Source organism: Arthrobacter ulcerisalmonis (assembly GCF_900609065.1).
In the GTDB taxonomy this organism is placed as follows: Bacteria; Actinomycetota; Actinomycetes; order Actinomycetales; family Micrococcaceae; genus Arthrobacter; species Arthrobacter ulcerisalmonis.
This window is the reverse complement of record NZ_UXAU01000037.1, coordinates 28,944-43,150: the sequence shown is the minus strand read 5'-3', so window position 1 is coordinate 43,150 and position 14,207 is coordinate 28,944. Positions and strand designations below refer to the sequence as shown.

General features: G+C 64.0%; 15 protein-coding genes. 5 read left to right on the top strand and 10 right to left on the bottom strand.

Annotation, left to right across the window (positions count from 1 at the left end):
• Positions 1–178 precede the first annotated feature (178 nt).
• Both nusA and PSET11_RS12485 read right to left on the bottom strand, forming a co-directional pair.
• Positions 179–1,159 (bottom strand): transcription termination factor NusA, encoded by a 981-nt coding sequence (gene nusA / locus PSET11_RS12490; RefSeq protein ID WP_124092650.1) that lies wholly within the window; start codon positions 1,157–1,159, stop codon positions 179–181.
• Complete coding sequence (locus PSET11_RS12485) at positions 1,159–1,773, bottom strand: ribosome maturation factor RimP (RefSeq protein WP_124092649.1); 615 nt, start codon at positions 1,771–1,773, stop codon at positions 1,159–1,161. Before PSET11_RS12485 ends, nusA begins: the two co-directional genes overlap by 1 nt.
• Before the next feature lie 105 nt (positions 1,774–1,878).
• Between PSET11_RS12485 and PSET11_RS12480 the strand changes: the two genes are divergently transcribed.
• Both PSET11_RS12480 and PSET11_RS12475 read left to right on the top strand, forming a co-directional pair.
• Positions 1,879–3,138, top strand: coding sequence for a DUF4439 domain-containing protein (locus tag PSET11_RS12480; RefSeq protein WP_124092648.1), 1,260 nt, complete (start codon positions 1,879–1,881; stop codon positions 3,136–3,138).
• A gap of 139 nt (positions 3,139–3,277) precedes the next feature.
• Positions 3,278–4,324 carry an aminoglycoside phosphotransferase family protein gene (locus PSET11_RS12475; protein ID WP_124092647.1) on the top strand — a complete coding sequence of 349 codons (1,047 nt, stop codon included), beginning with the start codon at positions 3,278–3,280 and terminating at the stop codon, positions 4,322–4,324.
• Positions 4,325–4,429: 105 nt separating this feature from the next.
• Here PSET11_RS12475 and PSET11_RS12470 read toward each other — a convergent pair whose 3' ends face one another.
• Both PSET11_RS12470 and PSET11_RS12465 read right to left on the bottom strand, forming a co-directional pair.
• The gene (locus tag PSET11_RS12470; protein WP_238989142.1) at positions 4,430–5,218 is read right to left on the bottom strand and encodes a sulfite exporter TauE/SafE family protein; all 789 of its coding nucleotides are present in this window, start codon (positions 5,216–5,218) and stop codon (positions 4,430–4,432) included.
• 15 nt (positions 5,219–5,233) lie between these two features.
• A complete protein-coding gene (locus PSET11_RS12465) occupies positions 5,234–7,030 on the bottom strand; it encodes a proline--tRNA ligase (protein ID WP_377946956.1) in 1,797 nt (598 codons plus the stop codon).
• A 419-nt stretch (positions 7,031–7,449) separates the two neighbouring features.
• On the opposite strand from PSET11_RS12465, the gene PSET11_RS12460 reads away from it, so the two are divergent.
• From PSET11_RS12460 to PSET11_RS12450, 3 genes are read left to right on the top strand one after another with little or no spacing between them, the layout of a single operon-like run.
• Positions 7,450–8,250, top strand: a complete 801-nt coding sequence (locus tag PSET11_RS12460) for an ABC transporter ATP-binding protein (RefSeq protein ID WP_124092644.1) — start codon at positions 7,450–7,452, stop codon at positions 8,248–8,250.
• Between the two features lie 11 nt (positions 8,251–8,261).
• Positions 8,262–9,005, top strand: coding sequence for an ABC transporter permease (locus PSET11_RS12455; protein ID WP_124092728.1), 744 nt, complete (start codon positions 8,262–8,264; stop codon positions 9,003–9,005).
• The gene (locus tag PSET11_RS12450; RefSeq protein WP_124092643.1) at positions 9,002–9,640 is read left to right on the top strand and encodes a TetR/AcrR family transcriptional regulator; all 639 of its coding nucleotides are present in this window, start codon (positions 9,002–9,004) and stop codon (positions 9,638–9,640) included. Before PSET11_RS12455 ends, PSET11_RS12450 begins: the two co-directional genes overlap by 4 nt.
• On the opposite strand, the gene PSET11_RS12445 is transcribed toward PSET11_RS12450, so the two are convergent.
• From PSET11_RS12445 to PSET11_RS12420, 6 genes are all read right to left on the bottom strand, one after another.
• On the bottom strand, positions 9,633–10,373 hold the full coding sequence (locus tag PSET11_RS12445; RefSeq protein WP_124092642.1) for a hypothetical protein: 741 nt from the start codon (positions 10,371–10,373) through the stop codon (positions 9,633–9,635). The genes PSET11_RS12450 and PSET11_RS12445 overlap by 8 nt on opposite strands.
• Positions 10,374–10,411: 38 nt before the next feature.
• Positions 10,412–11,302 (bottom strand): GNAT family N-acetyltransferase, encoded by an 891-nt coding sequence (locus tag PSET11_RS12440; RefSeq protein ID WP_124092727.1) that lies wholly within the window; start codon positions 11,300–11,302, stop codon positions 10,412–10,414.
• The gene (gene ispG, locus PSET11_RS12435) at positions 11,265–12,431 is read right to left on the bottom strand and encodes a flavodoxin-dependent (E)-4-hydroxy-3-methylbut-2-enyl-diphosphate synthase (RefSeq protein WP_124092641.1); all 1,167 of its coding nucleotides are present in this window, start codon (positions 12,429–12,431) and stop codon (positions 11,265–11,267) included. The genes PSET11_RS12440 and ispG overlap by 38 nt, the downstream gene beginning before the upstream one ends.
• 33 nt (positions 12,432–12,464) lie before the next feature.
• Positions 12,465–12,758, bottom strand: a complete 294-nt coding sequence (locus PSET11_RS12430; protein ID WP_124092640.1) for a YciI family protein — start codon at positions 12,756–12,758, stop codon at positions 12,465–12,467.
• 82 nt (positions 12,759–12,840) lie between these two features.
• Entirely contained in the window at positions 12,841–13,428 is a 588-nt protein-coding gene (locus PSET11_RS12425) for a hypothetical protein (protein ID WP_124092639.1), read from the bottom strand.
• A 3-nt stretch (positions 13,429–13,431) separates the two neighbouring features.
• Positions 13,432–14,139 (bottom strand): MarR family transcriptional regulator, encoded by a 708-nt coding sequence (locus tag PSET11_RS12420; protein WP_124092638.1) that lies wholly within the window; start codon positions 14,137–14,139, stop codon positions 13,432–13,434.
• Positions 14,140–14,207: the final 68 nt, after the last annotated feature.

The window sequence follows — 14,207 nt, the reverse complement described above, 5'->3', positions numbered from 1 at the left end:
TCCCCGCACATGGCAAGGAACGCTCGGGGCGCACGGCTACCGGCTGTTAGGCGCGGACTTGTCTATTCTAGCCCCTTTAGGGCGTTCTACCCGAACTGGGGTGGGGGGGCGGCGCGGCCCCACCCCAGTTCAAACGCCGTTCTGGAGCGCTTGGCTGATCCGGTGAGTGTGCCGGAAACTATTCCGCCGGTGCCGGCGCTGCGTCCGAGACGATGTCGATCCGCCAGCCGGTGAGTTTGGCGGCCAGGCGGGCGTTTTGGCCTTCCTTGCCGATCGCCAACGACAGTTGGTAGTCGGGTACCACCACGCGGGCTGACCGGGTGGCCTCATCAGTGATGGTGACCGAATTCACCCGCGACGGCGAGAGCGCACTGGCAATGAAAGTTGCCGGGTTCTCGCTGAAGTCGACAATGTCGATCTTCTCGTCGTTGAGTTCGGTCATCACGGCGCGGACCCGGGAGCCCATTTCGCCGATGCAAGCACCCTTGGCGTTGACGCCCGAGACGTTCGCCTGGACGGCAATCTTGGTCCGGTGGCCAGCTTCGCGCGCCAGTGCCACAATCTCCACCGAGTGGTCGGCGATTTCCGGGACTTCCATTTCGAAGAGCTTCCGTACCAAGCCGGGGTGCGATCGGGACAGCGTGACCGATGGGCCCTTGGTGCCGCGGTGGACATCGATGACCAAGGCGCGGAGCCGGTTGCCGTGCACGTATTTCTCGCCCGGAACCTGTTCCGCGGGCGGCAGCAAAGCTTCAACGGCGCCCAGGTGGACCTGGATCATGTTGGGGTTGTTGCCTTGCTGGATGGTACCGGCGATCAGCTCGCCCTCGCGGCCCTTGAACTCGCCAAGGATGTTGTCATCCTCAACGTCGCGCAGGCGCTGCAGGATGATCTGGCGCGCCGTGCTGGCCGCGATCCGGCCAAACCCCGCCGGGGTGTCCTCGAATTCACCGATGGGGGCACCGTCGTCGTCAATTTCTACTGCCCAGATGGTGACGTGGCCGGTCTTCCGGTCCAACTCCGCGCGGGCACGCTCGAAGGCACCGGGTGACTTGTGGTACGCCACCAGGAGTGCCTGCTCAATCGCAGGGATCAGGAGGTCCAGCGGAATTTCACGCTCACGCTCCAGAAGTCTCAGTGCGCTCATGTCAATATCCATCAGGCCTCCTCAGAAGGTCCATTGTGTTGCGGTTCCAGACCATCCTCGGGGAAATGGCTGAATTCGATCTCGACTTTTCCGTTACGAATCCTGTCGAAGGGAAGTGTCAGTGGCTCGCCCTGCTTGGGCTTCATGCCCTTTTTCACGGCAATTTCGGGGACCAGGGTGACGCCCTGATCGTCCACGGCCTGGATGCGGCCTGTGACGTTCTCGCCCTGCATGACGTTGACTTTAACCATCCGTCCGCGGGCGCGGTGCCAGTGGCGGGGTTCGGTCAGCGGCCGCGAAACACCGGGCGAGGAGACTTCGAGGTCATACGGGCGGCCGTCGTCGGCGGGGTCGTTGTCCAGGACATCGGACAGCGCCCGGGAGATGTCAGCAATGACGTCCAGGTTGACGCCACCGGTCTCCTCCTGGGGCAGGTCCACCACCACGTGCACCACCCGATGTGAGCCGGCAACGATGACGACGTCCTCCAGGTACAGCCGGTTAGCCAGCACTACCGGCGCCAGGAGCGCGCGGAGGCGGTCGGCTTCCGGGTTGTGTGCGGCGGCGGGCTCCAGCCCGTCCGTTTCGGTCTGACCTGCTGAAGCCGTGGCTTCTGGGTTGCTCACGATACCGGCCGCCTCCCTATAGATGATGTTGTGTGTACTAGCGTAGCTACTTTACCGGCAGCGGGAGCATGGTGTTTCCCGGCCGCCGTGGCAGCATGGTCTGTTGTGAATGGGGAAAAACCGGCCAAGGCTGCGAACACAGACGAGCGCCGGCCGGCGAAGAATTTCCGCGTTGCTGTGTTGGCACTCGCCACCTTGGTGGTCCTCAGCCTCGGTTTGACCCTGATTCCCGCGGATCCACCGGCTCCACCGCCACCGTCGGCCACTGAATTGGCCCGAGCTGATGCCTACGACGAGGCCCTCGCGATCCGATCTGACAGCCTCAGGCTCACCAACTCTGGAGCGGTCGACGGCGCTGCTGCCGCCACCTTGGACGACGTTGTGACCTTGCTGACCTTCCAGGCGCGGGCGCTTCAGGATCCGGCCGCGCCTGCCCTTGTGACGGCGGTTCCTGTGACGGGTCCGGCCGGGTCCGTCGAAAGCAGCCAGCAGTCCCACACACCCACGCCCACACAGTCCGCCACGCCACGCTCCGCACCGACTCCCCCGGCGCTCGCCAGCACGCTGGCAGCCAGCGCACGCACCCGCCTGCAGGACGCCAGGACGGTCGACGGCGGAATGGCCAGGCTGCTGGCCAGCGCCGGTGTGGCGCAACTCTTGGCAGCCGAGAAACTCGCTGCCGCCGTGGGCGCACCAGAGGCCGCCGCCGCGCCGGCGCCTCCAACGGCTACAAGCCCTACCGCACCAACCGACTCCAGCGCCGCACCACCCGCCGGTTCAGGGACAGCGCCAGCTTCCGGCAAGGCCGCTGCAACCTCCGGCGCAACGCCCTTAGCCTGTTTACCGGCGAGTACGGGGACAGCCAGTCCGAGCCCAGCAGCGACAAGAACGCCAAACGCGGGAACCGCCCTGACCGTTCCCCCGGATGCAGGGCAAGCTTTTTCAGTCCTCGCGCAGCGTGGGCACCAAGCCGTCTACGCCTACCAGGTAGCCCTGACCAGGCTGAACGCGGCCCAGCGGGGACCGGCGTCGACGTTCCTGGCTGAGCATCGCCGAGGTGCGGAAGAGGCCGCGGCACATAGTCGCCTCGACTGCGGTACTCCACCGTCGCCCCAGCCGGGCTATGCCATCGGAGGGCAGTTTCTCGCCGACCCAGCGGCCGGGTTGGCGGCTTTTGAAGGCAGTTCCCTCGCAGCGTACGGCGACGCCATCGCCGTCAGCGCTGCAACGCAACGGGAATGGGCGGTTTCCGGACTGCTGTCTGCGGCGCGTCGGACCAACGCCTGGGGCGGAAACGTTGGGCACCTTCCCGGTCTCGTCCTGGACGAGAACGCGCTGCCTGCCCTGTCACCGCCGACGCCTTAGTGACCTACCGGCTTAGCCCGCACGCGGAACAGCGGTACCCGGAAACCGCTGGCTCGCCGTAACGGCATGTAGGTTCCCTGACGTTCAGGGCCACGGAATTCGGTCTGGGCCGGACTCAAGCCCCGATTAGGGTGGTCTCATGAGTCAGCCCGCACGCGTCACGATCCCGCCAGGGCTTGTTGCCCGGTATTCCAGGGAAGCTTCCGGCCGACGATGGCTGGATTCCCTGCCCGAATTGATTCGCAGCTCCCTGGAACGCTGGCAACTGAGTATTGATCTCGCTCCGGGGGTGCTCCCTTGGAGCGGCCACGGCGGCATGGTGCTTCCCGTCAGGGATTCAGACGGATCCACCGCGGCCCTGAAAATCGCCTACCCGCACGACGAAGCCTTGGTTGAACGCCATGCTTTGGCGCTATGGAACGGCCAGGGTGCCGTTCGGCTGCTGGCCGCACATCCTGCGTCCTGCACCATGCTGTTGGAGCGGCTCGACGGCGACCGGTCCTTGAGCTCCGAACCCATGGACTTAGCCCTTGAAGCATGGGCGGCTTTGGTACCACAACTGTCCATCCGCCCGGACGGCAGGCCGGAATGGAGTGAGTTTATCCATGTGGCCGCCCAGGCAGAGCAGTGGAGCGATACTCTCCCAGCCGACTGGGATCAGCTGGGACGCCCCTTCCCGCGTTGGCTCCTGGAAGCCGCACTCGAGGTCTGCCAGACGCGAGGGGCCGTGGGGCGTCGCTCCGGGGTGGACGTCTTGGTCCATACCGACCTCCACTTCCTCAACATCCTGGCCAGGGACAACTCGTCCGCCACGTCGAACCACACAGAAAGTTTTGCGGCCATAGATCCCCAGCCCATGATCGGTGAACCAGAATTCGCTGTAGCTCCGCTCCTGTGGAACCGACTACGCGACCTGCCGGCTTCCGATCCCGAAGTGGGCCTCCTCGAGCGCTGCCACCACGTCAGCGCGCTCGCTGGGCTGGACGCCGATGTGGCGCGCCAATGGGCTATTGCCCGGGAGGTAGACAATGCCCTCTGGTACGCCGCCAATCCGGGGCACCAAGGCGACCTGGCTCGCTCACTCTGGGTGGCCAGCACTCTTGCTGGCCGAACCTTGCCGGGTCTACCCGCCGCACATTCCTTGCCCGAGCCGGGCGCGGCAGCATCCGAGTCCCCCGCCTCCTGAAGCCAACCCTCCCGGAGCTATAGCAACCAATCGGGCAAGCCTCCCGGAGCTATGGCAGCCAAACGGCCAGCCCTCCCGGAGATCCTGCGGTCACGTTGAAAGGTGTCAGGCGAAATTGTCCTGCCACACGTCGGAGCCCAGCTTGATGATCAGGGCCGCGACCACCAGCAAAAAGACGATGCGGACGAACTTGCTGCCTTGCTTCACTGCCGTTCGCGCCCCGAGGTAGCCGCCAGCCATGTTGGCGACTCCTAGAAGCAGGCCAAGGCCCCAGATGATGGATCCATGCGGAATGAAGAACAGCAACGCCCCGGCATTGGTAGCCATGTTGACGATCTTTGCCTTAGCGCTCGCCTCAAGGAAGGCGTAGCCCATGGCGGACACGAGCGCGATGACCAGGAAGGATCCGGTGCCGGGCCCGATCAGCCCGTCGTAAAAACCGATAATCCCACCAATCAGGCATGCCACTACGTAGTGCTTCCGGCCGTCGTGGCGTAGCTCCGTGATCCCGCCAACGTCTGGTTTGAGGGCGGTGAAAAGCGCCACAGCAACCAGGGCCGCCAGAATGATCGGTTTGAACACACTGGACGGAAGTGACGCTGCCAGGATTGCGCCGGCAAAACTCCCAGCCAGCGCAATCACGGCCATGGGCAGGGCCGTCCGGAGATCCGGACGGACCCTGCGATAGTAAGTTGTTGCGCTCGTGGCGGTGCCGAAAATTGAACCCAGCTTGTTGGTCGCCAAAGCCTGGACGGGGGAAATGCCGGGCACCAGGAGCAGCGCCGGCAACTGAATGAGGCCACCACCGCCCACCACAGCGTCAACCCAACCAGCAGCGAAGCCAGCCAGAACCAACAGGAGCAGTGTGCTCAGTTCAAGCGATTCCAGTCCCACCAGAGCGCGCCGGTGCTACTGTCCGCGGACAGCGCTGACCACGTAGTCAACGGCCTTGTCCACAGCGATGTTCTCGGCTTCACCACTGCGACGGTCCTTGATTTCGACGACGCCATCCGCAAGGCCGCGACCCACGGCAAGGATGGTGGGGACGCCCAGCAGTTCGGCGTCGCCAAACTTGACGCCCGGGGACACCTTGGGCCGGTCGTCATAAATGACGTTCAGGCCGGCAGCGCTCAGATCCTCGGCAAGCTGTGCGGCGGTGGCAAAGATCTCCTCGCCACGGCCGACGGCGACAACATGGATGTCGGCAGGCGCGACGGCGCGCGGCCAGATGAGGCCCTTGTCGTCGTGGTTGGCTTCGGCCAGGGCAGCGACAGCCCTGGTGACACCTACACCGTAGGAACCCATGGTGACGGTGACCTGCTTGCCGTTCTGGTCCAGCACCTTCAGTTCAAGCGCTTCGGCGTATTTCCGGCCGAGCTGGAAGATGTGGCCCATTTCGATGCCCCGGGCGGTCTCCAGCGGCCCGGAGCCGTCCGGAGCGGGATCACCGGCGCGGACGTCGGTGCATTCGATGGTGCCGTCCCAGCTGAAGTCCCGTCCAGCCACCAGGCCGAAGACGTGCTGTCCGGCAGCGTTGGCTCCCGTGATCCAACTGGTACCCGCAACGATCCGAGGATCTACCAGATAGAGCAATTTGGCAGCGCCCTCTGACCCGAGGACGGCAGCATCCAGCGACTGACCCGGGCCGATGTAGCCCTTGACGAGCAGCGATTGCTTCTTCAGGTCTGCTTCGTTCGCTGCTTCGAGCCCGATCTCGCCGGCAATGGGGAGGTAGGAGCCGATGTTGGCTTCGACGCGCTTGAGGTCCACGGCACGATCGCCGGGGACGCCAATGACCACAATCTGGCGCTCACCGGTGGGCAGCGTAACGGCAAGGACCACGTTCTTGAGGGTATCGGCGGCAGTCCAGGGGCCGTCGTCGCCCGTCCGGGGGGCGAGCTGATTGGCTGCGTCCACCAGCGTCTCGATGGTGGGTGTGTCCGGGGTGTCCAGGACGCGTGCGGCAGGGGCCGCGCTGAAGTCGATCTCCGCCGGAACCACTGTGGTGACCGCCTCGACGTTGGCAGCGTAGCCACCTGCAGAACGCACAAACGTGTCTTCGCCAATTTCCGTGGGGAACAGGAATTCTTCGCTCTTGGACCCACCCATGGCACCGGCAGTCGCTGAAACCGGCAAAACCTCCAGGCCAAGGCGGGCGAAGATCTTCAGGTACGCGCCGCGGTGGGCAGCGTAACTTGCATCCAGGCCAGCTTCGTCAATGTCGAAGGAGTAGGAGTCCTTCATGATGAATTCGCGACCGCGGAGCAGGCCTGCCCGGGGACGGGCCTCGTCACGGTACTTGTTCTGGATCTGGTAGAGGCTCAGCGGCAGGTCCTTGTACGAGGAGAACAGGTCCTTGACCAGGAGCGTGAACATTTCCTCATGCGTGGGAGCCAGCAGGTAGTCGGCACCCTTACGGTCCTGGAGCCGGAACAGGCCTTCGCCATATTCGGTCCAGCGGTTGGTGGCTTCGTACGGCTCTCGCGGCAACAACGCCGGGAAGTGGACTTCCTGGGCGCCGATGGCGGACATCTCCTGGCGAATGATTTCTTCGACCTTACGCAGGACACTGAGGCCCAACGGCAACCAGGTGTAGATGCCCGGGGCGGCGCGGCGGATGTACCCGGCGCGGACCAGCAATTTGTGGCTGGCGACCTCAGCATCGACAGGATCTTCACGCAGGGTGCGCAGGAAAAGCTGGGACATTCTTTGGATCACGGGTGGTGTCCGTTTCTGGGCAGGTGCTGGAACAGCAGGCGCGGCAAATTTCTCTAGAACCAATCTACCGGTTGCCCGGCGGGAGGGCCGACGCCGTAGAGCCGACGCAGTAGAGCCACGCCCGGAGTATGCAAAGCCCCTGGCCGCCTAAGGGCTGGTCATTGCATCCGGACGTGGCTCAACGCCCAACCGCGGCAGCGCAGCGACACCTGAGACCGTCAAAGATCGCTGCCACGAAGCTAGATTTGAATCTATGTGATGCCGGCCACAATAACAAGGCCGCTGATGTTCGCCTCGCCACCACAGGGGCCCTTGACGTTCAAGACTCAGAGGCCTACTTTCAATTCATCAGGTGATGAATTCTTGGCACTTTCCACCAGGAAGCCTGCCGGCGATTGGAAGTGGCCATGTCACATTCAGCAGCAATCGAGCCAAGCACTCCGCCTTCAGGCTCAGCGGTCACCGCGAGCCTGTTGAGCGTGGTCCGCGGCAAAGTACCGGTCCTGCATGGGCTCAACTTCGAGATTCCCGTCGGCCAGATCACAGGGCTTTTGGGGCCTTCCGGCAGCGGGAAAACCACCCTCATGCGAGCGGTCGTGGGAGTCCAGATCGTTTCCGAGGGAAGCATCCAGGTGCTCGGCCAGCCGGCTGGTAGTCCAGCCCTCCGGCATCGCGTGGGATACGTTACCCAGTCCCCCAGCGTCTACCCTGACCTGACGGTCGAGGCCAACGTGCGCTACTTCGGCGCCATGCACCGCAAAGGGAAAGCCGACGTCGATGCGGCGATTTCCGCCGTCGGACTCGCTGAATTGAGCCGACGCAAGGCGGCGGACCTTTCCGGAGGTCAGCTGAGCCGAGTTTCCCTGGCCTGCGCTTTGGTTGCTCGGCCACAATTGCTGGTGCTGGACGAGCCCACCGTAGGGCTGGACCCCGTGCTACGCGCTGATCTCTGGGACCGTTTCCGGGCCATGGCCCAGGCCGGGACAACGCTGCTCGTCTCCAGCCATGTCATGGAAGAGGCCAGTCACTGCGAGAACCTGCTCCTGCTCCGCGGTGGCCGGTTGCTGGCCCAACTGAGCCCCGCGGAACTCAGCAGACGCGGACGCAGCCCGGATCTGGAGAAAGCCTTCCTCGCCGTCATCCGTGATACAGATCAAGATCAACTCGGTTCTGGAGACAGGTCCGCATCCACCGAGGAGGTGCGGTGATGGACGTTTCCATGCTGCTGGCGACGGCACGCCGGGTGCTGGAGCAGTTGCGCCATGACCGCCGCAGCGTTGCCCTGATCCTGGTTGTTCCGGCCCTGCTGCTGACCGCCGTGTACTTCCTATACGAAAACGAGACGCTCCTGCCCGGCCAGCCCAGAACCTTTGATCGAGTTGGTCTGATGATGTTGGTGATCTTTCCCTTCGTGGTGATGTTCCTGGTCACTTCCATCACCATGCTCCGTGAGCGCACGTCCGGCACTCTGGAGAGGTTGCTGACCACACCCGTACACAAGGCAGACCTGCTCTTCGGCTACGGACTCGCGTTCTCCGTCATGGCTGCCCTGCAGTCTTTGGTTGCCACGGCGGTGGCTTATTGGGCCTTCGGCCTGGCGATCTCCGGCTCCCCAGCCCTGGTGGTGCTGATTGCCGTCCTGAACGCCGTGTTGGGCGTGGCCCTGGGGTTGCTGTGCTCGGCTTTCGCAAAGACCGAGTTTCAGGCAGTTCAGTTCATGCCGGTGGTGGTGGTTCCGCAGATCCTGCTGTGCGGGCTGTTTGTGGCACGAGACCGGATGAATGATGCCCTGGAGGCCATCTCGAATGTGCTGCCACTGACCTTCTCCGTTGATGCGCTGCAGGAAGTCGCCGCCAACCAGGACGCGACTGCCCGACTCTGGCAAGATGCCGGAGTCATGGCTGCCATCGCCTTGGGTGTCTTGGTTCTTGCCGCCCTCACCCTGCGTCGGCAGAGCAAGTGAGCTTTCCGAACGATCCCGGTAGACCCAGGCGTGGGCGGCGAGTTGGTGCTGGCGAATCCAAGTCCGCCATTCTCGATTCAGCGCGCCGGCTCTTTGCCGAGCACGGCTACGATGGCACCAGCCTGCGTCAGGTGGCCCGGCTGGCTGGCGTTGATCCCGCAATGATTCACCACTATTTCGCCGGGAAAGAGGAGCTCTTCAGCCAAAGTGTGGAGCTGCCCGCGGATCCGGAGGTGATGCTTGCTGGCCTCGCGGAGACGGCGCCGGAACACCGTGGCGAATTTGTGGTCAACGCGGTACTACGCCTCTGGGAGGGTCCCGCCCAGGCACGGCTGGTGGCGTTTGCTCGGGGCACGCTGGGATCAACCGTCCGGACGGCCCTGCTGCGGGACGTGGTGGGCCGGCTGATCATTGCTCGCGTTACTGCTGGGCTGCCCGGAGCTCCCACAGATGTGGCACTCCGGGGCAGCCTAGCGGCCAGCCAGGTGGTGGGGCTGATGATGGTCCGCTACGTGGTGCGGCTTGAGCCACTCGCATCGGCATCTCCAGAGGACGTGGTCCGTAGTGTCGCCCCCACCATTCAGCGCTATCTCACCGGCGACATCACCGGCGTGGCACGCCCGAATGCTACTTGATCAATGCTGCCGTGGCGTCGATCAGGCTGCCGGCCTCCGCAGCATTTGCGGCTACGTTGGCCCCACCTGAGGCAACAGTCGAAATGACTACGCCGTTCCTTTGAAGCTGGGCCGTCACCACAGATTGAACTGTCCCGTTGGGGAGCGTGGTATCCGTCTGATAGGCCAACGTTTCCGGAGTGCTTCCCACGCCGTCCAGCACTGTGACCTTGACGGACACGGTCATGCCGGCGACGGTCATGCTCATGTCCGCGCAGCTCTTCAGGTCCGTGGACTGCGTCAAAGATTTACTGAAGGCAGCAGCGTCCAACCCCGAGATGAGGGACACGGCAACCGTGGATCCAGTGGCTGAGTCGGTGTGTTGACCGACAGCCAGGACAGCACCGTCAATATCCGGGACGGAACCGGAAGCTGCCAGCGTCTTACATTCTTCGGGCTTGATGTCCATGCTGGCGATCAGGTCCTTGGTCTGCGCCACGGTGCCCTCGATGGTGGTGGTGGGCAGCACCTGCAGTTTGTTTCCGGTGGAATCCTGAACTTGTTCAAGGATCCCGGAAAGGTCAGCTGCGGAATACTTCGTGTCGGCTGTTGGCGCTGCAGACGAAGGTGCGGCGGACGCCGCTGCAGGTGCCGACTCGCTGGCAGCCGGTGTGTCGCTGGAGCTCGAGCAACCAGCCAGTGCCAGCGCGAGCAGCGAGGTGGCGCCCAAGGTGCGCAGCGTCAAAGTCTTCATCGAGTCCCCCATAGTGTCCGTGATCCGGCAGTCGCCAGCTAGAACAGAACTGTAGCGAAGGTTCCCACTTGCCGGAAGCCCACCCGTTCATACATGGAACGTGCCCGGCTGTTGAAGCCGTTGACGTAAAGGCTGGTCACGGGCGCCAGCAGGCGCGCGTGCTCAACGACGCCGGCCATGTAGGCGGCGCTCAGGCCACGTCCGCGGTAGTCCGGGTTCATCCAGACACCTTGCACCTGGGTTGCCTCTGCCGTGACAGCACCAAGCTCGGCCTTGAACACCACGTGGCCGGCTTGGTTGAGGTGGACGAGGGAGTGCCCCTGCCGGATCAGCCCCTCTACCCTGCGGCTGTAAAACTCACGCCCGCCGAGGAACGGCGAGTAGCCGACTTCCTCTTCGAACATGGCGGCGCATGCAGGCAGGATCCGCTCAAAGTCAGCGAGGATGCCCCGGTTCAGGCCAGGGTGGGATTCCAGCAGCGGCGGGGTGTCGATGATCATCAAGGGTTGGTCGGCACGGACCTCGTGGGACCGGTGGCCGCGATGAATGAGTTCACCGTGGAGGGCCAGGACGGCTTTGGCCGGACCAAAAGCGGAGGCATATCGTCGCCCTGAGCTGGCAGCCATCTCGGCTACTGGACCGGCCAGCTCCGGCTCGAGTTGGATGGGGACCAGGTTGGCGCCCGCCCAGCAGGCACCCACCAGCATGCCGTCGTCGAACACCCCAATGATCCCGGCCCCGCCCGTGGTGGGCGCAGCGCTGCCTGCCGAGCGCAGGTGGGCGAGGATGAAGACGTTGCTGATGGGGTCCTGGCGCGCCAGGCCGCGAAGCGCGGAAGTATCGTGACTGTCGAGGGTGCGTACCGATAGTCCCGGGGGATCTGGTGCGTCCCTACGAGACGCTAACCACGGGGCTACCTTTGACAGCATCTTCGCCATCAGCCTCCCCCATCTCCTCAGCGATACGCATGGCTTCCTCGATCAGTGTCTCAACAATTTCGCTTTCGGGCACAGTCTTGATGACTTCGCCCTTCACAAAAATCTGACCCTTGCCATTGCCGGACGCAACTCCAAGATCTGCTTCGCGGGCCTCGCCGGGACCGTTGACAACACAGCCCATGACGGCCACGCGAAGGGGAATCTCCATTCCCTCCAGCCCTGCGGTCACCTGTTCGGCCAACGTGTAGACGTCCACCTGGGCGCGTCCGCAAGACGGGCACGACACGATCTCCAGCTTGCGCGGCCGGAGGTTCAGCGACTGCAGGATCTGGTTGCCCACCTTGATTTCCTCTACCGGCGGGGCGGAGAGCGAGACCCGGATGGTGTCACCGATGCCCTTGGCCAGCAATGCGCCGAACGCGGTGGCTGACTTGATGGTGCCCTGGAATGCGGGGCCGGCCTCGGTGACGCCCAGGTGCAGCGGCCAGTCGCCCTGCTCTGCGAGCATTTCGTAGGCGGCGACCATGATCACGGGGTCGTTGTGCTTGACCGAAATCTTGAAGTCGCGGAAGCCGTGCTCTTCAAACAGGGAAGCTTCCCACACGGCAGACTCGACCAACGCCTCGGGGGTGGCCTTCCCGTACTTTTTAAGGATGCCGGGCTCCAGCGAGCCGGCATTGATGCCGATGCGGATCGAGGTTCCGTGGTCCTTGGCGGCGCGGGCGATTTCCTTGACCTGGTCATCAAATTTGCGGATGTTGCCCGGGTTCACGCGGACCGCGGCGCAGCCAGCTTCGATCGCGGCGAAAACATACTTCGGCTGGAAGTGGATGTCAGCGATCACCGGAATTTGGGATTTTTTGGCGATGATGGGCAGGGCCTCGGCATCATCGGCAGACGGGCAGGCAACCCGGACAATATCGCAGCCGGACGCCGTCAGCTCTGCGATCTGCTGCAGCGTGGCGTTGATGTCCGTGGTGGGGGTGGTGGTCATCGACTGAACGCTGATCGGCGAGTCCGAACCGACGCCCACCGAACCGACCTTGATCTGGCGCGTTTTGCGGCGCGGGGCGAGGACGGGTGGCGGTGCTGACGGCATTCCAAGGCTGACCGAGGTCACGAAAGGCTCCTGATGGTGAGAGGGGTGAAGAGGCTACGCAACGTACCCGGCGAGTTGGCCGGTGACGGGTGACCATTCGGTGATTTTGGTGCCGGCGATGACGCCAGCTGCGGCAAACGGATCCTGTTTGAGAATACCGTTCAAGGCCAGTTCGTCGGCGGCCTGGAAGATCAGCAGGGCACCCGCACCATCGCCGTACGGGCCGCTGGCCAGGATGGTTCCGGCCTGGGCCAGTTCCCCGGTCCATTCGCGGTGGGCCGGCCGGGCCTCGCCGCGGGCATCGGTGGAATTGGCGGTGTATACGTACTCAACGGCAAAAACTGTCATACGGCTACCCTATCCCTCCGCCGGGTCTAGACCCATCCGGCTACTGCACGCTCTGGTGCGTCCCAGGCTCCGGCCTCCGCCGTCAGGAAAGGAACATCACCTTGATGGCCGCCGCTGTTCCAGCCGCCCACAGCATGGACGCCAGGGTGCCGATGATGAACCGCTCGGCGGCCACGGGCGTTTCTTTCAGTTCGGCGAATCTTCCCAGCCCCTTGATAGCCACGATGTAGGCGATGGCCACCGGTTGTGCAGTCAGAATCGCCAGGCACACTCCCAGCCGCTCCAGGATGCCAATAATCGCCCCGCCACGCAGGATTCGCTGCCCGTTGCCTGAGGTGGCGGGTGGGGCAGGGGCAGCTGACGTCCCGGCGGCAGGTAACGCAGAGGCGGACGACGACGGCGCCCATTGGGCGGTCAGCTCGCCGTCGACCTTTTGGTCGCCGTGGCCCTGCGCGCCGGCACCCCTGGCGGCCGGGGCGGCACGGCTGTGCGGTTGGTCCACCGTGACATCTGCGGACGGATCGTCGGTCCGCCGTCGTGCTGCCTCGGCGGCCTTGGCAGCGTCAGCTTTTTCATCGATAGTCCGCGCCAGCTTGAAGACGAGCGCCGTGACGGGCCAGCCGGCAAAGCCAGCCACGGCCAAGGCAACGGCAATCCAGATCGCATCCATCGGCTAGCCCGCCTCGGGGGTACCGGCAGCCAGGCTCCCCGTGGCGACGCTTTGTCGATGTGCATAGTCAAGAAGCATCTGGGCTGCCGGCCGGGCGGCTTGCTCTTCTTGCCAGCCGGAGCGGTGCACGGTGCGGCTGACCGTCTGCTCGGTGATGCCCAACTCCTGGGCTACCTGTTTCTGTTTGCCGTAGGGGTTGTTCCCGTGCCGTGCCAAGGCGTCCACAACACGCCACTGGGCGGTGGTGCGGTCCTGGACAATGCGACCCAGCAACCGCAGTACCGCTTCGGCATTGCTACTGGCACTGGCGAGCTCACCCATCCCAACTCCTTCGTGGATCTCGTGGCGATTCCTGCTGTCTTGTCCCATGGTGCCGGAGACCACCGACAATGGCACGTAGGGGCCAGCTGCTTTGGCGGCTTCCACGGCGCGTCGGGCAGCGATAAACCCCGCGCCGGCCCCCTCTCTTGGGCTTGAGCTGGCGGCGAGCTGCACGGGACCTAGGCCGATACCTACATACCAGTGGCCCGCGCGGAGAGCGAAGAGTGCAATGTCCACAACATCTGCGGCGGACGCCACCACGCCTTGCAACTCGTCGCCTACGGAACGCTCAAAGTTTGTAGCACTCCGTTGAGCGAGGGCCGCGATGAGTTCCGGCACGCGGTCCTGGTCGCCGGTGCTGCCGCGCTGATCAAGGGTCATCACAAACATGAATCAACCATATACGTCTCATTTTCAAGAATCAATCATTATTGGCTGATTGTAAAAAATCAGCTGTA